Below are 21521 nucleotides of genomic sequence, written 5' to 3' on the forward strand. Positions count from 1 at the left end.
ATTCGAAACGCTGACGCAATGAAGACCACCTGCTCCCCTTTTACCGAGCTGATCAACACAATGGTATGTCGCAGAACCTGCCCCAGAACTGACGCGCATGGCTGCTTTGGCGGCCAATCTACTTAGCTCGCAGCCCATGCTTGCTTCTGTGAAAATTGTGCAAAACCTGCCTTTTGTGCAAAATTTGCGATCAATTCAGTAGTTTTAGGCAAATAAAGTCATCGAATCTGACATAAAAGCTGATATCAACTGTTGTTGAACACGTTGTGTTAACCATAATATTGCAAATCTGGAATATCTGGTTGATCATGGAATATGGGATGGCGGCTATTCTGTCCGTATTTGGGATAATTGAGGATTTCGGGGAAATGAAAAAACTAAAGATCGTATTTGCGGCAATGCTTGTGGCGATAGTCGCCGCTGTTGCACCCAATACTGCATATGCTGACTTCTATTTTGATGGCACAACAAATGAGTGGGTTGATAGTGACGCACCTAAGGCGTCTTCTGGTCGCCGTGGCTCAAAAATCAAACGCACAGAAGTCGCTTACGAAACAAAACTCAAGCCTGGCACTATTATTGTAGAGACATCCGAACGACGTCTCTATTTCGTATTGGGCAATGGTCGCGCGATGAAGTATGGCGTTGGCGTTGGGCGTGACGGTTTCCGTTGGTCTGGCACACACCGTCTTACACGCAAAGCGGAATGGCCAGGTTGGACACCTCCACCGGCAATGCGCAAACGTGTTCCTGGGCTTCCGGCTTACATGCCAGGCGGACCAAAAAATCCACTTGGCGCACGTGCACTTTACATCGGCAGCACGATTTACCGCCTACACGGCACGGCTGAGCCCTGGACAATTGGCCAAGCCGTATCTTCAGGTTGTATCCGCTTGACCAACAGTGACATTGTAGATCTTTACAATCGCGCCAAAGTTGGTTCGCGCGTGATCGTCCGCCACTAGAATTGTAGGTCAGGAGTGAACGCCGAGCGTTCACTTGATCCTCACTTGAATTTGATGGCCGCCCGACAAAAGTTGGGCGGTCTTTTTGTATGGGGCGATTGCAAATAATGTCCGTGCTGCATAAGCTAAATTCATGACAAATACACACGCCCCAGCAAAGCCATTGATCGATAATTTTGGTCGGCATGTCGAATATTTACGTATCTCGGTAACCGACAGATGCGATTTCCGGTGCACATATTGCATGGCGGAAAATATGAGTTTTCTGCCCAAAAGTCAGGTTCTTAGCCTAGAAGAAATTGAAAAGCTGGCGCGTGCCTTTGTGGATCGTGGCGTAAAAAAGCTTCGACTAACGGGCGGTGAACCGCTCGTGCGACGCGATATCATGACTTTGATTGAGCGGCTGGGTGCATTTCTAGGCGATGGGCTGGAAGAGTTAACCCTCACAACAAATGGCAGTCAATTACGTCGCTATGCGCCCGAGTTGGTTCGCTATGGCGTCAAGCGGATCAATGTGTCTCTTGATACCCGTGACGCTGCCAAATTTGCAGCGATCACGCGCTGGGGACGATTGAGCCAAGTCTTGGATGGCATTGACGCTGCTCTGGAAGCTGGCTTGCGTGTTAAGATCAACATGGTGGCACTTAAAGGCGAGAATGATCATGAGATCGAACCGATGATGGAGTGGGCGCACCAAAAAGGCATGGATCTAACGTTGATTGAAACCATGCCCATGGGTGCCGTGGACATTGAGCGGGCAGACCAGTACTTGCCCCTTTCACAAGTGCGCCAAAACCTATCCAAGAAGTTTACACTGACAGATGATCCATTAAAGACGGGTGGTCCCGCGCGATATATGCGTGTCGCTGAAACGGGTGGTCTCTTGGGATTGATAACGCCCCTCACCCACAATTTTTGTGAAAGTTGCAATCGCGTACGCATGACGGCGACGGGCGATCTGTATTTATGTCTTGGCCAAGATCACAAAGTCAGCCTGCGCGACCCCTTGCGCGAAGAAGGGATCGACGCCATCGACAAGCTGCTCGACCATGCCATGGACATAAAGCCGAAGGGACACGACTTTGAAATTGACCGGCAAAAACCGCAGGTCAATGTTTCTCGGCATATGTCGGTGACCGGCGGGTAATCATTTTTGCGGGCTTAAGGCCCGCGAACCTTACTTTTCGGAAACGAATTCCAACGGCAACGCTGTAGTGTATTTTATACGCTCCATGGCGAACGACGAACTAACATCGCTCATAGACATTTCAGCGATCAGTTTTTGGTAGAACCTATCGTAATGCGCAATGTCAGGCACCACAACGCGTAAAACATAGTCCACATCGCCACTCATCCGATAGAACTCGACCACTTCATCATGCGCTTCCACAACCGAAGCAAACTTCTTCAGCCAATCATCATGATGTTGATTGGTGCGCACCGAAACGAAAACGGTCACCCCTGCATTGACTTTTTCTGGGTCCAATATGGCCACACGGCGTTTGATAACACCATCTTCTTCCATTTTTTGAATGCGCCGCCAGCACGGCGTTGTAGACAAACCCACCTTTTTGCCGATTTCAGCGACAGGGGTCGTTGAATCTTTTTGTAAAAGGGTAAGAATTTTGCGGTCGATCTTGTCTAACATGTTTCACACCAAATTGGGAAATTATACCAAATACCAGCATATCTCTAACGCGGAACAGAAACATTCGCAACATTTTCGATGTTTCGCGCAAATTCATTTCTTGCGATTGTATTTGACTTAGCTTGCCCGGTTTCTCCAAACTTGTGGCTTTTCGAATTCTCCACGCCATAGTCCAGCCCTATTGCGCCGAGCAAGCGCTTCATCGAATTCATAGTCGCCAAAACTGACGGCCCAGCCGTTCGTCACCATCCATTTGCCGATATCCTTGTCAGCCACCAGGCATACTGCAAGCATTCTGCGATATTTATCTTCGCCCTTTGATGTGCATACCAAGTTCTGGTTTTTCACCAGTCGAACCAATGCGGACTTCGCGTCCGCCCCACATCGCCATGGTGTTTCATCTTGGTGGCAGATTTGATCCAGCTCGGGTGCATCAATGCCCTCAATCCGAATTCGACGCCCTTTGATGACCAAGCTGTCACCGTCCGAAACCCGCGCAACGCCTTGGATTTCGACTGTTCCCTGCTGATCCAATGCAACCACCATCCAAACAAGCGCTGCGCCCATGGTGACCGCGATTATCAGTTTGAAACCAGCGTTGAAGATTTTGAGAAATTTGCCCAAGAAAACCGGATCCGTAACTGGTGGTTAACCAACATTGGTTAGTGTGATTTGATAACAGTAAATTGCGCTCAGCGCTGGACTTTTGTGAGTATTGCGTTTCATGTCCACAACTTCACAGCAAGATCTGGAAGTTTCCACACATACAAGTATGCCGCGTTCGCGCCAGCGTACGATCAGTGACGCGCGTCAACGACTGACTTCCAGCTCTGGCACCAAAGCTTCTTACGATTTCGAACTGCTAAGCGAATATGCCAACACGCGAAACTCCGGCAAAATCGCAATGCCAGTTGTTGTGCTTGCTTTGTCGATGCTTGCACTTATTTGGGTGCCGCCATTAGCGGTGGGCATTTGGGCGAGTTCGGTAATCATCGCACATTTCGGCGTTGTTTTGACTTGCCGCCAGTTCCTGAACGCGCCGAAGGTTGAGTTTGAAGCTCGACGTCACACCACGACATTCATCGTCGTTGAGACCATTTATGGACTGGCTTGGGCAAGCCTTGCATTGTTTGCATTGGCCGAGCCAAGCCAAGATATCCTGGTGATACAGTGGGCTATGTTGATGGTGGGAATTGCCGCCAATGCAATTTCGAGCCGCGCAATCCCATCAGCGACCTTAGCCAATTCAGCACCCGCCGTTTTGACCGTAGGCATGACCCTTGTTCTCGCGGGTGGTATGTTGAGCTATGCGCTTGCGTTGTTGGCCATCGGCGGCGGCGTGTTCTTTAATTTCCTATCGAGAACACTGCACCGCTCCGCACTAAAAACGATTGAACATCGGGCAGAAAAAGACTCACTTATTTATGAGCTTGAAGAAGCCAAATTGATGTCTGACGAAGCACGTCGTGAAGCTGAGCAAGCGAATATCGCAAAATCTCGGTTCTTGGCGACCATGAGCCACGAATTGCGTACGCCATTGAATGCAATTATTGGATTTTCGGAAGTGATGAAGTCCGAACTGCTCGGCCCCATGGAAAACCCACAATACAAAGATTATTCCGGTGACATACATGCGTCTGGCGAACACTTATTGAACCTAATTAATGAATTGCTCGATCTTTCACGGATCGAAGCGGGCAAATATGATCTGAGTGAAGAGGCCATTTCGCTAGTCGATATCGGCGAAGACTGCCGCCGCATGTTGGAAATCCGGTCTCGCGCGAAAAGCATTGAACTTGTCGCTGAATTTGACGAAAACATGCCCAAACTCTGGGGTGATGAACGAGCTGTTCGTCAGGTTTGCCTGAACCTACTTTCCAACGCGATCAAATTTACACCGCAAAGTGGCCGGATCATATTCACAATTGGCGAAGGTGAAGGCGGCACACAAATCATGTCCGTTCGCGACAATGGACCGGGTATTCCCGAAAATGAAATTGCAACGGTGTTGTCCTCATTCGGTCAAGGCTCACTTGCTGCAAAGACTGCCGAACAAGGCGCAGGTCTGGGTCTTCCAATCGTTCAAAAGATTATGGAACTACATCAGGGTCGTTTCGACTTGTTCTCAAAACTCCGCTTTGGGACCGAAGCTATTGCCAGTTTCCCTAAATCACGTGTGTTGAATGCAATGGCTCCCGTTGTTGAAAAACCAAAACTCAAGATTTATAAAACAGCCAAGGGCTAAGTCTTACTGGTTCATTTGGCCAGCAACTGCTGCTTCTTCAAATGTCGCCATGTTTTGGTGAACATGAAGCGCCGTTTTCACGATAGAAGCTGCCAGCGCAGCGCCAGATCCCTCACCCAATCGCATGCCTAGATCGAACAAGGGTTTCTTACCCATTTTTTGCAGCACGTCGCTGTGTGCAGCTTCTGCCGATTGGTGCGCAAATAAACAATGATCCAGCGCCATCGGGTTCGCTGCGTAAACAGTCGCAGCCGCTGCTGAGGCAACAAAGCCGTCAACGATCACCGGGATTTTATTGTGGCGGGCAGCAATGATCGCCCCAGCCATAGCGGCAATCTCGCGTCCGCCCAAACGGGCCAATGCATCAAATGGTGTTTTTATGTGTTCGCCGTGCAACGCTAGGCCTTGATCAACAGCAGATGCTTTGCGCTCCAGACCGTCGTCATCTACGCCAGTGCCGCGCCCTACCCAATCCGCGCCAGTTCCACCGAACAGAGCGGCATAAATAGCGGCGGCGGAAGTAGTGTTGCCAATGCCCATTTCGCCGATGCAAAGAAGATCAGGTTTTCCAGCGATCGCCTCCATCCCATACGCAAGGGTCGCGGCGCATGTTTTGTCGTCCATCGCGGCAGCTTGGGTGAAGTCCTCTGTGGGCAATTCAAGCGCCAATTCAAACACCCGCAAGTTAAGTTCGTTCAACGCGCAAATCTGCGAGATTGCAGCGCCGCCATTGGTGAAATTGGCAACCATTTGCGTTGTAACTTCTGGTGGAAAAGCGGAAACGCCCTGCTTTGTAACCCCATGATTTCCAGCAAAAATTGCGACCATTGGATTGTTCAATGTCGGTTCGCTTTTTTCCTGCCAACGTGCCAAATGCTCGACCATTTTTTCCAACTCGCCAAGCGAACCTGCAGGCTTTGTCAATTGCGCGTCTCGTGCGCGAACCCCTTCAACGGCTTGCTCGCTGCCGTGTGGCAATAAGGACAATAGTTCCTCAAAATCAGCAAAAGGACTTTTTTGTGCGTTGGTGGTCATGCTATCGACTCGTGGATGATGTAATCGGGGCGTTCTTCATACCCCACTGACAAGGAATTGCAATTGACCAAGCTTGAAAATTCCAAGAAGCCTGCAAATTCAACGCAGCCGGCAAAAACGCCTTCCCGACCCGCTACAAATAACAATGGCGGTGGCGGCAATGTGCCACCCGAGCGTACCAGCATAATCAATGCGATAATTATGGGTCTGCGGTTTTATTCGCGTTTGCCAACCGGCAATCAAAATCATGGCGAATTTGATTTTGCTGCAATGGTTCGGCCGTTGGCGGTTCCAAGTCTGATTATTGGCGTGGGCCCTGCCTTCATATTGTTGATGCTGACCGTCTTTGGTGCCTCACCACTTTTTGCCGCGGCAGTCGCGGTCGCACTCTCAGCGATTGTAACCGGGGCTATGGCCGAGGACGCATTTGCCGACAGTATGGATGGGTTGTTCGGTGGGCAAACCATCGAGCGCAAACTCGAGATCATGCATGATAGCCGCCACGGCACCTATGGAACTTTAGGCATTGTCATACCATTTGCCTTGCGCATGGTTTGCCTTGGGACATTGGTTGCTGTTGCACCGGTCGCGGGAGCTGTCATTTGGCTCGCGAGCACCGTGTTGGCCCGATCCGGAGCAACCTGGATTGCCCAACAGCTGCCCCCGGCGCGCGCCGACGGCATATCTGCGAACGCTGGCATTTTGCCCGCAAGCGCTTGTTATCTTGGCATCGCACTTTCCGTTGCTGTTTCATTTTTGCTTATGGTGCCATTTGTCGGCTTGGGACGATGGATTATTGCGCTAGCTGTTTCGGCTCTTGCACTGGTATTGTGGCGACAATTATTGTTGCGTTTGATCGGTGGGCAGACAGGCGACACAATCGGTGCTGCGCAGTTGCTACTTGAAATTGCCATATTGTCTTCCTTTATATTTGGTATGGGGCTTTAACCGCGCATTGTGCGCCCAAGGAGACGATATGCTTTTTATCGGTATGGCCCTGATCGTTTCAGTTGCCCTTGCCTTCCTCATATCTGCGGATGTCGGCACATTGATTGGCTTGGAGCAAAACCAGTTCGGCCAATTGGTTGTGCTGATTGCGGTGCTCGTCTTGGTGGCAGGGGGCAGCTTTGGCCGTCGTATTCGGCTGAACGAGATGCTTTCTGGTGCAATTTTGTGGGTCGGCATATTTGCGCTCGTGATCTTTGGCTACAGCTTTCGCACAGAACTCGAACAATATGGCTCGAGGTTCCTTTCCGAGTTAAATCCGGGCACCGCCTATGTCAGTGAAAATGGGGATGCCGTTCGGTTTCGACGTTCAATGGGTGGATCATTTCTCGTTGCTGGGGATGTGAACGGCGGCGAAGTCAAATTCATCTTTGATACCGGTGCCACGGCGGTGGTGTTGACCGTCGATGATGCACGCCGTGCCGGAATAGATATTGAAAAACTGCGCTATACAGTTCCTGTCAGCACCGCCAATGGCGAAGCCAAGGCAGCATTCGCACGGCTCGACAATATCAAAATTGGCAGCATTGAACGCAGCAATATTAATGCACTGGTTGCAGAACAAGGCGTGTTGGAAACCAGCCTGCTTGGCATGAGTTTTTTGGAAACGCTGGCATCATATACGGTTTCCCAAGATGCCTTGGAACTGCGTGATTAACTCGCTTGAGCCAAAACTTCACCCTGATGCAAAATTTCAAATGCTTCTGCAATGAGTTCTGGCGAAGCACCAGGCGTAACCGCCTCGACCGTCAGCAGTTGCCTATATCGACGGGCACCGGGCTTGCCGTATCCAAGGCCGAGCATATGGCGCACGATCTGATTGAGCTTTGAGCCCTTAGTCATTTGAATTTCAGCATAATTCATCATGACTTCACATAATGATTCAAGTGAAATTGGCGCCTGATCATCACCATAAAACTGAGCGTCTACTGCGCGTAGAAGACCTGGATTGTGATATGCCGCGCGCCCTAGCATCACCCCGTCAACGTGTTCTATATGTGAATTGCACTGCTCAATCGATTCAATGCCACCATTGATAACAAGCGGCAAATCACCGACATGTTTCTTCAAGCGATATACACGGTCGTAATCCAGAGGCGGAACCTCGCGGTTCTCTTTTGGCGACAGGCCTTTCAGCCAGGCTTTACGTGCGTGCACATAAAGCGCGTCGACCTTTGCATCGAGCATGTGGTCAACAAAATGTTTGAGGTCCGTTTCGCTATCTTGATCATCAATACCTATGCGGCATTTGACTGTGATTGGCCTGTCGGTTGCGTCGCGCATGGCACGTACGCAATCAGCCACCAATTCCGGTTCTGCCATCAAACATGCGCCAAAACGACCTGACTGAACACGATCAGACGGGCAACCCACATTTAGGTTGATCTCGTCATAATCAAACTTTGCGCATAATGCCGTGGCAGAGGCCAATTCTTGCGGGTCTGATCCACCAAGTTGCGCAGCGATTGGATGTTCGACATCATCATTGTAGTTGAGCAACCAATCCGCCCCACCGCGAATGAGCGCGGCGCTCGTCACCATTTCAGTGAACAGCAACGCATGACGCGACAAATGGCGGTGGAAAAACCGGCAGTGTCGGTCAGTCCAATCCATCATGGGAGCAACGCTAAACCGCCTCACGTCGCAAGTCATTGTTTTTCTGACACTTTTCACTTTATCTTGCATCTAAAATCTTGTCTCTGTTGTTCTCTTTTTTGCTTGTTTTTGCTCGTTTTGTGCTGTTAGAACAACATTTGTTGTTCTCAAACTTGGAATGTTGTTCCGATATGCCACACATAAAAGAGCGCAAACGCAAAGACGGTTCAATCGCCTATCTCGCACAGATCGCAATAAAAAGAAACGGGAAATGGCAGCACCGCGAAGCACGAACTTTCGATAAGAAGAGTGCGGCAAATGCTTGGCTCAAGAATCGTATGGATGAAATTGATGCTGCAGGAGACAATTTTGCAGCACTTCGTAACCGTGGGCGAAAACTGTCGGATGCAATTCAAAGGTACCAACGCGAAAGCGTTAAACAGATTGGCAGAACAAAAGCCCAGGTTCTGAACACAATTTTGGAACACGATATTGCGGACATGAAGTGCAGCGACATCCAAAGCCACGACGTAGTAGCATTTGCTAAGGAACTTGCAATCTCTCGAATGCCTTCCACTGTCGGAAACTACCTCTCCCACCTTAGTGCAATATTCGCACTTGCCCGCCCTGCGTGGGGCATGGAGCTCAATCAACGGGCTATGACAGATGCGTTTGTCGTGTGCAATCGACTAGGCATAACCGGCAAAAGCCGAGGCCGTGACCGCCGACCGACACTAGACGAACTCAACAAGTTGCTGGAACTATTCGAGAAAAAACACACATTCAGGCCCAAAAGCATGCCAATGCACCGCATCGTCGCTTTTGCGTTGTTTTCCACTCGCCGCCAAGAAGAAATTACCCAAATAACCTGGGAAGCCCTAGATTCAGAGCAAAGCCGGGTACTTATTTCAGACATGAAGCATCCTGGTGACAAAATCGGCAATGACGTTTGGTGCGACTTGCCCGAACCAGCACTAAATATTGCAAAGGCAATGCCACGCTTGGAAAGTCAGGTGTTTCCTTATGATCGCAAATCAATTAGCGCAGCATTCACGCGCGCTTGCCATCTCTTGGGCATCGAGGATCTTCGCTTTCACGATTTGCGCCACGAAGGCATCTCCCGGCTTTTTGAACTCGGCATGACAATTCCGCATGTCGCCACCGTGTCGGGACACCGGTCTTGGTCGTCTTTGCAAAGATACACGCACATCAAACAAGCTGGCGACAAATACGCAAATTGGATCTGGTTGGAACGCCTGTCCAAACCAACCAGCTAGTGCCGTATGGGCTTTTCGCGTTGCAACGGGGGTCAAAAGGCAGGAGAACAGAGCTAGAGCTCTCATTCATTTTACACGCTCCGGCCAAGGCCCAATTCGGCATAAGTACTTTTCCGGATTGCAGTTGACGAATGTGCATTGCAAAACGCGGTAACCACACTTCTTCCATTACGCAGCGAATCTGTGGCGATCAACTCGGACAACAAAACAAGGGACTTGCACCGGTGGCCAACTCAAACGAAATCGCCAAGTTGAGTTTGAGCGAATGTGAACTATTGCGCCTTCTAGCGTATGGATATAGTACGGCGCAGGCTGGTGCAATTCTCGGGATTGACCCGCAAATTATAGCAAAGAAGGTTGAAACACTCCTGCTCACGTATTCTTGCGAACGCCAAATTGAATTGCTTGGTGTTCACAATGAGATTTCACATAAGATTGATCAAAAACTTCAAGAATCTTGCAGCAAAGTCAGAGGCTTAACAGGTGGGTCCATTTGGCGACGGAAGATCAAGGGGTTTTCAAATGAAGATCTCGAAACAGCAGTCAAGATTTGCGAAATCATCGACGGTGCAATAGCACGCGGCATTCGACTCGACGATGATCTCAGCGTTCTTACAGTTGAAAAAACGGTGCATTAAGCACACTCAAATGGCTGATTATAGCGACAGAACGAACACGCCGACTACGTGTTTTCTTTGACAAGGTTGAAGATCAACGTTCTAATAACGTTGCGATAGGTTTTTTATTTTTTTTGTGCACCCGTTCTTTACTAATGGGACTTTCGAAAATGAATTTTGATCAAATATTAGAAGTAATCGAGCGCATCAAACACGCATCGGTAACCGAAGAAATCCTTGATGAGCTAAAGACTACCTACAACGCTTTTGGTTTTGAAAACTTCATCATTTCAGGACTACCACACAGCGGATTGAATTTAGCACCTTTTGTGCTGCTTGAGAGTTGGCCAGTTGAGTGGTTTGACCGCTATGTTTCTAAGGACTACGTCCACAAAGATCCAGTTGCAAAGCATTGCTTCACGACGAACAATCCGTTTTTGTGGAGTGAAGTAGCTCTGGAAAGCTCAATAAATAAACATGAAATGCGCGTAATGAATGAGGCGAAAGAATTCAGCTTGCTAAACGGATTCTGTATTCCAATTCATATGGAGAACGGAACCCAAGGTTGCATTTCGCTGTCTGGTGACCGAAGCAATATTGCGGAGAGCGAACGAACACTGCTCCATATGCTTTCATTCTTTGCTCACGGTCGGCTGAGGTTCCTAAAAGAAAATCCGCAAAACACTTCATCCGCATTGCTTACATGTCGCCAAAAAGAGGTCATACAGTGGACAATTCTTGGAAAGACTTCAGATCAAATCGGAGAAATCCTGTCGATTTCACCAAGAACAGTTGAGTTTCACTTTGCAAGCGCAAGTGAAAAGCTGGGCTCTGGCAACCGAATTCAAACCGTCGTCGAAGCAATAAAATCCAAGCAAGTGACCCTGTAAGTTTTACGAGTATCTGCGTCACGATTTTTTTGATCTCCTTTTCGATATCACGGAAAGGAGGAAAACATGGTTGTTCACATAATCACAGATTCAGTTAAGCAGCGCTACAAGCTTGAACTCGAACAAAATTTTAGCCTTCGACATAAAGTTTTTGCCGAGCGGCAAAACTGGCGAGAAATACAAAGACCAGACAAACGCGACATCGATCAATTTGATGATCAAAATGCTACCCATCTGCTTGTACTCGAAAATGGAAATGTCGTCGGAGGATCTCGCCTAAACAGCCTTACTGGCGCAAACCTTACGGTTGACGTCTTCCCAAATCTCTTGGAGCGACCGTTTCCGGACACGCCACAGAATGGCGCTGATTGGACGCGGTTCTATGTCTGGCCACAGTCAAGTGGCAGCACGAAGCGGGGCGAAATATCAGCACAAATTTATTGCGGTATGATGGAGTTTGCGATCCTGCAGGGATACACATATCTAAGTTTTGTTTCCACAATTTACATGCTTGAAATACTCACGTCACTTGGCTGGAATGCCTCTCCGCTCGGGATGCCAAGGATGATCGAAGGCAAGCCCACAGTGGCGGGTTGGATTGAAGTTAGCAAGGGTGCGCTTAACACAGCAAGAAGTAAGTTTGGCATAAATGGCAGCTTACTTGTCCAGCGCCCCTGTCAACCTGTCATCCCGTCAGACATCACAGACCCAGAACACACCGTATTGTTGAACTAGCTCAATTCTCTCAGGTCAATCGAACCACACCTATCGCATGGCAGTGCACGGATAGACTTGAGAGTGGAGGAGATTACACGTCTCCTCCAAACTGGTCCTTGGGGGGGGACATAATGAAAATTAGTGTTAACGTAATTTCATCCGACATTGTTGCTCTTCAGGAGTTGAGCGACGCATTGGCCGATAGCGCGTTTAGTATCACCCAACACTACTCATTCGCACAGTTCGTTGCCGAGTATAATCGATATGAGCACGCCTACGCCGTAATGGTGCCTAACTATGACTCAGATTATCAGGTTGTCGAGTTATTGGGAATTGGATTGAGCGCCGTTAGTTTCTTGGAAGCATTTTTTGTGTTCGCACAGCCTGGCATTCGCATTCTCCGCAAGTCAAATCGGCGAGAATGCGTTGTTTTTTCCGACAATCCAAACAACATCAGAAAGCAGATTCTGCGTCGCGAGATTGCTCCAAGCGTCGTAAGCCCCATAACTGTCGACAGCAGGGGTGAGGTCTATTCCCAAATCATTGATCGTCCAAGAAACATAACTAATCGCGAGCATGAAGTTGGATTGAAAATCTGTGAGGGCCTTTCTAACAAACACATTGCCCGAGAACTAGGCATCAGTCCACGCACCGTAGAGGTGCACCGTGCTCGCATTATGCACAAGCTTGGGGCACGAAATTCGGTGGACCTAGCAATAAAGTACCTTAGGCACCGATCCAGTGACGTCCAATCATCGAGCTAAATATGCCCAGCTCTCTGCTGATTTGATGTTCCAAAGTTATCCCCGCTCCCGAATTGCACACTATTCTAGCAATCGTAAGATAAAGCAGGAGCGAAAAGATGCTGGAAGATGCAATTGCGAACTATATTGATCAAATCGGCAACGAACTAGGAAATGACGATCTTGTGGTCAGGCAACTTATGTTGGATGCAACGTTGATCGCCTGCCGGATTCAGGAAGAACGGGCGATCGCAGATTGCAGCTCCTTTGTGGATAATGATAATTGATCGAAAAAAGCCTACATTTTTCCACTTTTTTTGCACCGCTTATCCGGTCAATAGATTTGACCAAATAGTCATGCCTGTCCTCAACATCTGATGTCCCGTTCGCAATCGTTTGGGTTGGGTCACGCCTTTCAGCAGCCAACCGCTCAGCGACCGGCACGTTTATTTTTGCAGTTCGGCCTTCACCGACCAAGGCACTCGCATCAATTGTACGCTCATTGATGTATTGGATTACACGCGCAGCACTAACGCCGATGTGCCACGCAAACGCGGATTTACTCATCGTCGTTTGATCCATGATCGCGCACTAAATCACCAGCTTTTAAGCCTCCTTTTAAGCTGGCTTTTAAGGCTCCTAAAAATGCGTCAGACTGGCTAAACTACGGGCGGCAAGACCCCCGTGTGGCAAAGGGGCATTTATACGGTCCCTAATCGGTTCAAGAGAACATGCCGCCTGATATGCGGTTGATCTCGTGAATAGTTCGTGCGGGCAACACTTTGTCGACCACACCGTCGAACACTTCGGTCGTCTCGTGCTTCATCATCTCGACTGGCAAGACAACGCCGGACTTCACCTTGGCGATACCCAACCGCGCCGAGCCTGTACGCTCGAACACGTTACCACCCATGCTCAAGTCTTTACGAGCGGGGAACCGTCCGCCCTTGATGAAGCTGCCAGCAAATACCTTGCGCTCCCCGAAAGGTGCGGCTGATACGCCTTTGCGCGTCTCCCTTGCATCAAACATGCGCAGCGGCACATCACTGCCACTAGCCCTGATGATGTATCGTTTGTCCGCAAATGAGGGATAGTATGGCTTACCAAGAATGCGTCTTATGTTTTTTTGGGCCATACCCAAACGACCAGCGAGCAATTGAACAACGGCTGTCAGCGCCTTGTCACCCGTATGCCGAAGGGCGCGGACTTCAACCAAATCTACTTTATGCGAGCCAAGCACCGCCAGCATGTTCTCGAAACGCTTTAGGTCTGAGATGTCCTTAGCAGTCAATTCCAAGAACATTGGAGGATCTCCAGAAGCAGCAAATTTACAGATTTCGTAACGACCCACGAAAAAGGCGCTCCCCGACTCTTAAGTCGTGAGCGCCTCTTTTAAGACCTTTTAAGTTATGCAATGAATCAATCAAACTTTATGAATCGTCAATAGCCCTCAACCAACTTTTTTGACGTCAAACAACCACGGCTCGCGCGAAACCCTTGGTGAGTGCGGGATATGATCCTCCAAATTATTTTGCAGATATGCCGCCAATGCATCCAACCCTTCCCACCAAACCACATATTGCGCCCTTGCCCGCTGCACATGGTATGGCGGTAGGCCATCCCAGTCATAGATAACCTGCTTGGACCCATCTAACAGTTTGATTGTCGCCGGACGCCCAGCTCGACCAATCCGCGCCACCCGCTTGCCCGCTCCCTCCGGACACCAATCAGGCCGGTTGCCCAAAGCACCACAGCCCAACACCAAAGCCGACGCCTGTCTTGGCAGCGCTAACATCGCATCATATGTGCTAAATGCATCCATATGGCAGTTGCTGGCGATTAAACGTTCAACAACCCCATCTTGGATCATTTGACCATACTCTTGCACTTGCCCAATTGCGCCCTGTCCAGATGCAAAGTCCAAAATGCCAAGATCATTCCCGGCAGCAGCTCGACCTACCTGTTGATCAGCCAATGCCCAATGCACCAGTTTTTCAATATCGATAATTTTCTTGCTCATTTGCCGCTGTCCTATGTGTCCTATTGCCACTCAATACGTTGGACGCTGGAAACGCCCGCTCACCATGGGTTTGTCCTATGTGTCCTATTGGTCCTACCTAAATTTGAAATTGTAAGAGAAAACATCAGCTCTCACGCGCACGGGGCACCAAAAAACATAGGACACATAGGACACATAGGACTCCACTTTGAATTCATTGTGTTTTTCGTGTCCTATTGAACGACTTTTAATAGGACTGGTTGGACATTTCCGTGCCTAAAAACAGGTCTGGACGAATTTTTTAACCTTCGAACGCTTTTGAATGGGCAATTGCTGCCACACAAAACGTCCTACAATCCAGCTTCACCCCATCGCGACCTGTTTGCCTTCGCCATGGTTTATGCGGCTCGTTGATCAATTACTTGCCCCACTCTGTGGCCAAATCACCTCTTGATTCACCGCTTCAGCAAACGAAGCCCGGCATTCCTCTAAAGAGGGAAACTGATAACACCATGCCCGTTGGGTATATTGGTCGCCATTTGGCGGCACAACGCGCCGTCGTTTGAGATTGGGCACAAGTCTTTGAAGCGCCTTGCCCACCGTGCTTTCATATGATCGACGTTTAATGCCCACAAGGTCTGATAGTTTGATGTAGTCGTCATAAATAGCGCTGCATTTCACGACCTGTTCCCATTCTCCCGAGCCAGACAAAGTCTCGCTGTTTGATAGATGGGTGAACCACCACGCCTCCGCACTATCCAGCGATTGTATCTTTTGTTCGAGTAAAGCTGTTGTTTTTGGAATCGTCCAGAAATCAATAGTGCTGAGATCAAAGTGCTGCAGATCATAAAGCAACGCCTCACGCCCCCCATTGTCCAGTTCAGCATGCATTTCAGCAAAATAGGCGTGATTTTGCATCGCTGCATCACCAACGTCCAACACACAAAAACGCCGTTCATCTTTACCGGCTGGCACCACCCAATCTTCGTTTGAAGTCATCACCAACCGGACTAAGTTTTTCATCCTGATCGGATCAACGCCCTTGGCTTCGATCATCTGATGCTTTGAGGTGATCATGCCTTTCAAGCGTCCCTCGGCATTCTTATCCCCCGCCCAAACAGCCTCTTCAGCCATCAACAGCAAACACTTTGCCATGTGAGCGTTGAAATTTCCGGTGATATAACGCGGATCATCAACCTGGTAGAAATGGCTAGCGATCAGTTCACCCATCACTTCACCCACGGTGGACTTACCTGCGCCCATTCGCCCACGAAACACTAACGCCGTGCCCGTGCGTTCCCTTGGCCGCTGCACCATGTGAGCAAACCAGCCAAACACCCAATCCCGCAAGGCTTTGTCGGCTGCACAAACATTGTTCAACAGATGATCCTCAAAAATCGCATAGCCATTCTTTTTTGGCACAGCCTCGCAGGAAAATCCTTGCCACAAATTGAGGTATCCGGGCGAACCACCAAGCCCATCGGGGTTTGGCAAAAACTCCATGCCGCGATATTGCCGACGATGCTCGGCGTGGATCCACGCCTTCGCCCATGTCATTGGCTTTCGCTTCCCGTCCGCCCCCGCATAAAAAACAAACCGATTGTCATACCAGCGGTTGAACGCTTCGACTGTGCGGATTTGCAACCGATCTTCAATCTCGTGGGCGCTAGGCTGCTCATGCACCATCACCGCTTTGGAGCCAAGCAACACCAAAGCCCATTCTTCATTCATGTCCTCAATGGAAAAATCCCCCACCTCGACCTGTTCTTCGTCGAAGTGGTTTTCGGCAATATTAGGCGGCTCAAGCGGGCTAATCGGTCGCGCGCCATCAATCGCGTCCTGAATTTGATTGCTCATTCATTGCCCTCCACCAACATGTCGTTAAAGTCTTTGCCTGCAGCCGCATCGGCAATGCTTGCCACCAGCCCCGGCCTAAGCGCCATGGCCCGGCGTCCACACCGCACCAACTGTCTCTCGGTTTTCGCGCTGTCGCTGTCCGCATCACGCAAAATCACGAATTCTTTGCACCACACGGGCGGCACAAATGCTTCAGCTTCTAAATCAGGAATGTCATGGCGGCGTGTTCCTTCAGCATCTGTGCCAGTTGGCCCAGCCATGTTGGAAAGGCTAACACCCGACCAATAGGCCGTGTTGCGCGCATAGGCTTCTTGCAACGCAGTCAGCGTTGTTTCAATGCCTTCCCCCATCACCAACCGCGTTGGTTTTTTGGGAGTGTAAAGCAAAATGGCACCCGCCCTTGCAGATCCACGCACGACCTTCATGGGCATGGGCTCACCAGTATTTGGGTCATCAATTTGCCGTTTGCCCTTTGGCGCATTGATATCAAGATAGGTCATATGCACCGCGCCCAACGAACCATCAGGCAACATCACCGCACCCACCATAGCCGGACAAGTGTCGATCACTTCCCACTTGGCCTTCTGACCGTTCCTAACCTGGCATCGCCGTTCAAACTTCTCAATTTCACCTAGGCGAATTTTAAACCGCCCCGCACCAATGCCATCGGCCAGCTTGCCCAATCCGCGTTTGCGTAGATAGGTTTCCACGGCACCATCAGGCCTTGGTGGGCATGCAGTTCTAATAATCGACTTTGCTGCCCTCACTGCTTTTTGTCGCTCGCGTTCGGCAAATTGTTCCTGCTTGCGGCGGCGTTCTTCGGCCTGTTTTTGCAGCTCGGCCGCACGGGTGGGATCAACCGGCTCAGCCGCCTTGCGGCCCGTGATGCGCTCAAGTGCATATTTAAAATCCAAACCTTCCATATGCATCACAAGGGCAATCACATCCCCACCTTCAGGGCGGCAACCACGACACAGCCACACATTCTTGGTTAGACTTATACTAAACCGGTCTTTGCCCCCGCACTTAGGGCATGGGCCAGATCGATCGTTGCCCCGCTGGCTGATTGGCCAACCTTGACGCGCTGCCCAATCAATGCAGCTTGTATTTTGCGCTTCGTGTTTGAGGTGCGTCAGGTTCATATAGGCACCTCAACAGCATCAAAATTGACCCTCTGCTTTAACCACCCATCAACAAACGCGTGGCACAATCGCGCCATACTTTGGTTATTGCCTTTGGAATTACCCTTAAGCCCAAAATGCGGCGGACCGAGTAGCTGCGCTCCCAATTGGTGAGCCGGTAATTGGGTCGTGCGATATGTTGTGAGTACGCACGACCCAACACTTGCCGTCAAAAACCCAGTTCGGCTTACAAAATCGCCCCAAAAAACAGACGTTGCCTGCTGCCTCGTATTGACTTCCGCCCTCTCCCAATCGACACTTTGTTTTTTTACTAATGTTTTTTGAGGATATTGAATATGAAGCCCATTATTGTTGCTTTCGCACTTGCACTTCCAATCTCGCAAGCTTTTGCAGATGACTTTGAAATGATGCAACTCAGTCAAAATCTGGGCAATATTCTTGCTTCTGAAACCATTTGCGAGCTGAGTTACAACCACGAGGCAATAGCATCTTTCATCGAAGAAAAAGTGCCCGCAAGTGACATGTCTTTCGCTTCGCAGTTGCAACTGATGACAACAGGATCGGAGTACCAACTCAAAGATCTCACCGCCTCTTCCAAAATCGCCCATTGCACCCAAATTGCCCGCGTGGCGAAAAGCTATGGATTTACACAGTGAATTGCACCTCAACCGTAGCGGGTGGTTGACCTCACTATGGCCCCAGACGAAATAGCTGTTTTGCTTGGCTTTTTGGTCAGCATTGGCATCGTAATCGCCATTTTCTGGAAGCGACCTGACTGAATGTGTTCGCATCACTCGATCCCCCGTACCGCCCGATAAAGGCGTTCAGTTGGTCGCCCATCTTCAAAAGTGATCTCTGCAATGCCACGTTCCAGCAATTTGATGGCGCGGCGAGCCTCGTTTGGCGTCATGTCCATTTCGAATGGCGCCCCATCTAAATGTAACTTGATCCGGTGGTCGCCACTTGGCTCCAACACCACTTTGCCAAGCACCTGCCGACAATTAGATCTGACCATGCGCAAATAGGGCTCAGTCCTCATCCTGCCACCCCCGAATATGCTCTATTGTGATGTTCGGCGCAGTAGCTAGACCCATCTATACAGTCCACTGCACAAAAAAATGTGCCCTGCTCATCCTCATATGGCCAACGGCATTGTGTTTCATTCAAGTCGACCAACCGGATCCTCGATTTGGGATCGCATTTAGGCGCCTGAAATGCTGAAACGAGCCCCTGCATTTCCATGCGTTCAGCCGCAGCTTTTTGCTTGTCTGTGTCCAATCGGAACCGTAACTTATGCTGCCAACCCACATCCTGTGCGCCAGACAGTCTTTTGATTGTCGTCGCCTTTGCCTGCGCCAAATCAACATGGGCTGCCAACTGACTTTTCTTCAGGCTAATGCCATTGCGGTTGGCACACGCGGTAATGGCAGCACGAGATGCAAAGTACCGCTGGCCAATCTGCTGCCCGCTCAACCCCTCACGCAATCCCAGCCTTATTGCTGCCAGTTTCGTTTCTAATTGCATGTGTTTCCAAACCAACGGTGGCTTTTGCATCAGGCTCATTCACCTTCACCCACAACCTGACGCAGCACCACAAGTGCACCAATCGCCTCATTGATCTCGAAAGTGGTGGCGCGGCGCTCGCCTTTGTCAAACGTACCATCCGCAAGGCTTTCACCAATTCGAGTGAATACTTCACCCACCTCTTTGCTGGTTCTGCCCATGGCCATCTGCAATTCAGCAAACCCTTGCGGCATATGCGGCAATTGCACCACCTCGCAGCCAACAATCCGCGCCATAGCCTGCAACAGGGCAATGTCACCACTGTCCAACATGAGATCACTAGCCACATCCACGGGGATAAACTGGTCTTTGCCCTTGTTGCCATAATCGCTCAGCGCTTGGTGCCGCACACGGGTAATGCTGGCCGCAGCCTCTTGCCCGCCACTGCTGCGCACCAGATGGCGCGTGGCGGCGCATAATTGCTCAAGAATGGGCTTGTTCACCATCCGGCTCACGCGCAATTCTCCTGCCCTTGCCGTGTGACAGTATTGCCCGAGCGTGTAACGCTCGACACATGAAACAAATCACCACACCTCAATTGAATTTGGCCCTTGCAGCGCTTGCAGCAGCTGAACAAGAAATGAGATTGGCGGCAGAACCGAACAGGTTTGGAGGAACGGGAGATAAGGGGCAACCCACCCAACCCGGCTCCACCGCCATTGGCTACGTTGCGCTCACAACGGTCCAAATCAAAAAACCGGCTTTGCAAAAAACTCGCCGCGATGTCCAAGTGGCAACACACAAGGAACGAGTTCTCGGAGGTCATAAAACGTGAGGCGTGCATGCGCGCACCTCGTCGCCAGCGATCTCAGCACCTTCGTTGAACTTATTTGCCCGAAGCCAGACCAACCGTGTTTCGTGCATATCTTGCGCGGTAACAACACCGTCCGTGACTACGACAATTCTCTCAATTATCGGGGCATCCGCTCGATGCTCCCCAATTTCATAGCGACGGTAAGTCACTTGATTAGCGAGACCAAGTCGGCTGGCCATTCGATGCAGACTGAGTTTTTGCGTTAGTCGCCACTCACGGAGTTTCATAATACGATATATAACGCAAATCGATATATTTTTGTCAAGAAAAAATTACGATCCCCATTATATTACAATATTTCGGAATTCGTTATATGAGTGGAATGCAGACATTTCTGAAACAGATGCGCAAAAACGCGGGATTAACCCAACAACAAGCTGCCGAGCAACTTGGCATCGCTTTGCCAAACTACAACCATCTCGAAAACGGCAAAACCAAACTCGACGTTGATCGCATGGAAGAACTTGCGAAGATCTTCAATTGCGACCCTGTTGACTTCCTTATCGAGCGACTACCAACCAGAACAGTGACGGTCAAAGCATTCGTCCAAGCGGGTGCCTGGGCGGAAACCAACGAATTGCCAGAAGACGACCAGTACACGGTGGCAGTTCCGGCTGATGAGCGATATGCAAAATACTCACTGACCGCCGCTGAGGTGCGCGGCCCATCAATGAATCGTCGCTATCCTGAGGGCACTGTTCTGGTCTTAACGAATGCTATCGAAACGCAGGAAGAAATCGAGCCGGGTAAACGCTACGTCGTGGAACGCTTGCGCGCTGATGGTCTTCACGAATGCACAGTAAAGACGCTACATCGCGACGAAAGCGGGCAAGTTTGGCTTTTGCCTGAATCAGACGACCCCCGCCACCAGCAGCCGATTGAGGTCAACGGCGACATGGGAGACACAATCCGGATTATCGGCCGCGTCGCTTATGCATTGATGCGAGAGGACTAACTACCAATTATATCCATAACAAATGAACTGAGACACTTTTGAAACTTTACAAGCCATACTTTATCTTTGCCATTTCGGCATTTTTTGTCACACTTAACTCACTAGCTTTCGCCTTTGTTCCAATCATACAAGCTGGTCATTTCTTCGAGTGCACCCCTACTCATGTTTGGGATGGAGACGGCCCCATCTGGTGCAAGGAAGGCCCGCGTGTACGCCTTGCAGGTGTTGCAGCGCGAGAGATGGATGGGACCTGCGCCAAGAACCACCCTTGCCCACAAGCCACCGCAAAAGCTTCAAGGGATGCATTAGTCGAACTAGTGGGGGCACCAAAAGGAATGAGCCAGCACGGGCACATTCTAATTGTTGGTCCGACTATGCAATGTCGCTCAGTTGGCCGAGCCAAGGGCAACAGAACGGCAGCGTGGTGCGTATCTCCCAAGAGTGGGGATATAA

Annotated in this window: 25 protein-coding genes; 13 read left to right on the top strand and 12 right to left on the bottom strand. The window is 50.0% G+C overall.

Going from position 1 to position 21521, the window contains the following annotated elements; all coding sequences use genetic code 11:
* The first annotated feature begins 368 nt into the window (after window positions 1–368).
* Together AC2D8L_RS06710 and moaA are read left to right on the top strand one after the other, a co-directional pair.
* Window positions 369–965 (top strand): L,D-transpeptidase, encoded by a 597-nt coding sequence (locus AC2D8L_RS06710; protein ID WP_484684664.1) that lies wholly within the window; start codon window positions 369–371, stop codon window positions 963–965.
* Between the two features lie 133 nt (window positions 966–1098).
* On the top strand, window positions 1099–2112 hold the full coding sequence (gene moaA, locus AC2D8L_RS06715; protein WP_484684665.1) for a GTP 3',8-cyclase MoaA: 1014 nt from the start codon (window positions 1099–1101) through the stop codon (window positions 2110–2112).
* Window positions 2113–2142: 30 nt separating this feature from the next.
* On the opposite strand, the gene AC2D8L_RS06720 is transcribed toward moaA, so the two are convergent.
* Together AC2D8L_RS06720 and AC2D8L_RS06725 are read right to left on the bottom strand one after the other, a co-directional pair.
* Window positions 2143–2613, bottom strand: a complete 471-nt coding sequence (locus AC2D8L_RS06720; protein WP_484684666.1) for an Lrp/AsnC family transcriptional regulator — start codon at window positions 2611–2613, stop codon at window positions 2143–2145.
* 117 nt (window positions 2614–2730) lie between these two features.
* Window positions 2731–3237, bottom strand: coding sequence for a thermonuclease family protein (locus AC2D8L_RS06725; protein ID WP_484684667.1), 507 nt, complete (start codon window positions 3235–3237; stop codon window positions 2731–2733).
* Between the two features lie 100 nt (window positions 3238–3337).
* Here AC2D8L_RS06725 and AC2D8L_RS06730 point away from each other — a divergent pair, with 100 nt between their 5' ends.
* Window positions 3338–4858, top strand: a complete 1521-nt coding sequence (locus AC2D8L_RS06730; protein ID WP_484684668.1) for a sensor histidine kinase — start codon at window positions 3338–3340, stop codon at window positions 4856–4858.
* A 3-nt stretch (window positions 4859–4861) separates the two neighbouring features.
* On the opposite strand, the gene cobT is transcribed toward AC2D8L_RS06730, so the two are convergent.
* Window positions 4862–5893, bottom strand: a complete 1032-nt coding sequence (gene cobT / locus AC2D8L_RS06735; protein WP_484684669.1) for a nicotinate-nucleotide--dimethylbenzimidazole phosphoribosyltransferase — start codon at window positions 5891–5893, stop codon at window positions 4862–4864.
* 63 nt (window positions 5894–5956) lie between these two features.
* Here cobT and AC2D8L_RS06740 point away from each other — a divergent pair, with 63 nt between their 5' ends.
* Both AC2D8L_RS06740 and AC2D8L_RS06745 read left to right on the top strand, forming a co-directional pair.
* Window positions 5957–6841, top strand: a complete 885-nt coding sequence (locus AC2D8L_RS06740) for an adenosylcobinamide-GDP ribazoletransferase (RefSeq protein WP_484684670.1) — start codon at window positions 5957–5959, stop codon at window positions 6839–6841.
* A gap of 28 nt (window positions 6842–6869) precedes the next feature.
* The gene (locus AC2D8L_RS06745) at window positions 6870–7556 is read left to right on the top strand and encodes a retropepsin-like aspartic protease family protein (RefSeq protein ID WP_484684671.1); all 687 of its coding nucleotides are present in this window, start codon (window positions 6870–6872) and stop codon (window positions 7554–7556) included.
* On the opposite strand, the gene dusA is transcribed toward AC2D8L_RS06745, so the two are convergent.
* Window positions 7553–8584 carry a tRNA dihydrouridine(20/20a) synthase DusA gene (gene dusA, locus AC2D8L_RS06750; RefSeq protein ID WP_484684672.1) on the bottom strand — a complete coding sequence of 344 codons (1032 nt, stop codon included), beginning with the start codon at window positions 8582–8584 and terminating at the stop codon, window positions 7553–7555. The genes AC2D8L_RS06745 and dusA overlap by 4 nt on opposite strands.
* A 101-nt stretch (window positions 8585–8685) precedes the next feature.
* Here dusA and AC2D8L_RS06755 point away from each other — a divergent pair, with 101 nt between their 5' ends.
* The 6 genes from AC2D8L_RS06755 (at window position 8686) to AC2D8L_RS06780 (ending at window position 13025) form a co-directional block, all read left to right on the top strand.
* The gene (locus AC2D8L_RS06755) at window positions 8686–9771 is read left to right on the top strand and encodes a site-specific integrase (protein ID WP_484684673.1); all 1086 of its coding nucleotides are present in this window, start codon (window positions 8686–8688) and stop codon (window positions 9769–9771) included.
* A gap of 224 nt (window positions 9772–9995) precedes the next feature.
* Window positions 9996–10409 carry a hypothetical protein gene (locus AC2D8L_RS06760; RefSeq protein WP_484684674.1) on the top strand — a complete coding sequence of 138 codons (414 nt, stop codon included), beginning with the start codon at window positions 9996–9998 and terminating at the stop codon, window positions 10407–10409.
* A 149-nt stretch (window positions 10410–10558) separates the two neighbouring features.
* Window positions 10559–11278, top strand: a complete 720-nt coding sequence (locus tag AC2D8L_RS06765) for a LuxR family transcriptional regulator (protein ID WP_484684675.1) — start codon at window positions 10559–10561, stop codon at window positions 11276–11278.
* Window positions 11279–11344: 66 nt separating this feature from the next.
* Window positions 11345–12013, top strand: coding sequence for an acyl-homoserine-lactone synthase (locus tag AC2D8L_RS06770; protein ID WP_484684676.1), 669 nt, complete (start codon window positions 11345–11347; stop codon window positions 12011–12013).
* Window positions 12014–12126: 113 nt separating this feature from the next.
* Window positions 12127–12759, top strand: a complete 633-nt coding sequence (locus AC2D8L_RS06775; RefSeq protein WP_484684677.1) for a LuxR C-terminal-related transcriptional regulator — start codon at window positions 12127–12129, stop codon at window positions 12757–12759.
* A gap of 98 nt (window positions 12760–12857) precedes the next feature.
* The gene (locus AC2D8L_RS06780) at window positions 12858–13025 is read left to right on the top strand and encodes a hypothetical protein (RefSeq protein ID WP_484684678.1); all 168 of its coding nucleotides are present in this window, start codon (window positions 12858–12860) and stop codon (window positions 13023–13025) included.
* Between the two features lie 434 nt (window positions 13026–13459).
* Here the strand turns inward: AC2D8L_RS06780 and AC2D8L_RS06785 are convergent, their stop codons facing one another.
* The 4 genes from AC2D8L_RS06785 to AC2D8L_RS06800 form a co-directional block, all read right to left on the bottom strand.
* Window positions 13460–14041 (bottom strand): hypothetical protein, encoded by a 582-nt coding sequence (locus tag AC2D8L_RS06785; RefSeq protein ID WP_484684679.1) that lies wholly within the window; start codon window positions 14039–14041, stop codon window positions 13460–13462.
* 147 nt (window positions 14042–14188) lie between these two features.
* Window positions 14189–14758 (bottom strand): hypothetical protein, encoded by a 570-nt coding sequence (locus tag AC2D8L_RS06790; RefSeq protein ID WP_484684680.1) that lies wholly within the window; start codon window positions 14756–14758, stop codon window positions 14189–14191.
* Window positions 14759–15151: 393 nt separating this feature from the next.
* Complete coding sequence (locus tag AC2D8L_RS06795) at window positions 15152–16594, bottom strand: primase-helicase family protein (protein WP_484684681.1); 1443 nt, start codon at window positions 16592–16594, stop codon at window positions 15152–15154.
* Window positions 16591–17736: a DUF7146 domain-containing protein gene (locus tag AC2D8L_RS06800; protein WP_484684682.1), complete on the bottom strand. Its 1146-nt coding sequence runs from the start codon at window positions 17734–17736 to the stop codon at window positions 16591–16593. Before AC2D8L_RS06800 ends, AC2D8L_RS06795 begins: the two co-directional genes overlap by 4 nt.
* 335 nt (window positions 17737–18071) lie before the next feature.
* Between AC2D8L_RS06800 and AC2D8L_RS06805 the strand changes: the two genes are divergently transcribed.
* Window positions 18072–18392: a signal recognition particle gene (locus AC2D8L_RS06805; protein WP_484684683.1), complete on the top strand. Its 321-nt coding sequence runs from the start codon at window positions 18072–18074 to the stop codon at window positions 18390–18392.
* 134 nt (window positions 18393–18526) lie between these two features.
* Here AC2D8L_RS06805 and AC2D8L_RS06810 read toward each other — a convergent pair whose 3' ends face one another.
* From AC2D8L_RS06810 to AC2D8L_RS06825, 4 genes are all read right to left on the bottom strand, one after another.
* On the bottom strand, window positions 18527–18775 hold the full coding sequence (locus AC2D8L_RS06810; RefSeq protein ID WP_484684684.1) for a hypothetical protein: 249 nt from the start codon (window positions 18773–18775) through the stop codon (window positions 18527–18529).
* Window positions 18772–19290, bottom strand: a complete 519-nt coding sequence (locus tag AC2D8L_RS06815) for a GcrA family cell cycle regulator (RefSeq protein ID WP_484684685.1) — start codon at window positions 19288–19290, stop codon at window positions 18772–18774. Before AC2D8L_RS06815 ends, AC2D8L_RS06810 begins: the two co-directional genes overlap by 4 nt.
* A gap of 5 nt (window positions 19291–19295) precedes the next feature.
* Window positions 19296–19745 carry a phage regulatory CII family protein gene (locus AC2D8L_RS06820; protein WP_484685159.1) on the bottom strand — a complete coding sequence of 150 codons (450 nt, stop codon included), beginning with the start codon at window positions 19743–19745 and terminating at the stop codon, window positions 19296–19298.
* Between the two features lie 316 nt (window positions 19746–20061).
* Window positions 20062–20340 carry a helix-turn-helix domain-containing protein gene (locus AC2D8L_RS06825; protein WP_484684686.1) on the bottom strand — a complete coding sequence of 93 codons (279 nt, stop codon included), beginning with the start codon at window positions 20338–20340 and terminating at the stop codon, window positions 20062–20064.
* Between the two features lie 86 nt (window positions 20341–20426).
* On the opposite strand from AC2D8L_RS06825, the gene AC2D8L_RS06830 reads away from it, so the two are divergent.
* On the top strand, window positions 20427–21068 hold the full coding sequence (locus tag AC2D8L_RS06830; RefSeq protein WP_484684687.1) for an XRE family transcriptional regulator: 642 nt from the start codon (window positions 20427–20429) through the stop codon (window positions 21066–21068).
* Window positions 21069–21521: the final 453 nt, after the last annotated feature.

The sequence above is a fragment of the Maritalea sp. YIW29 genome, from assembly GCF_057219265.1.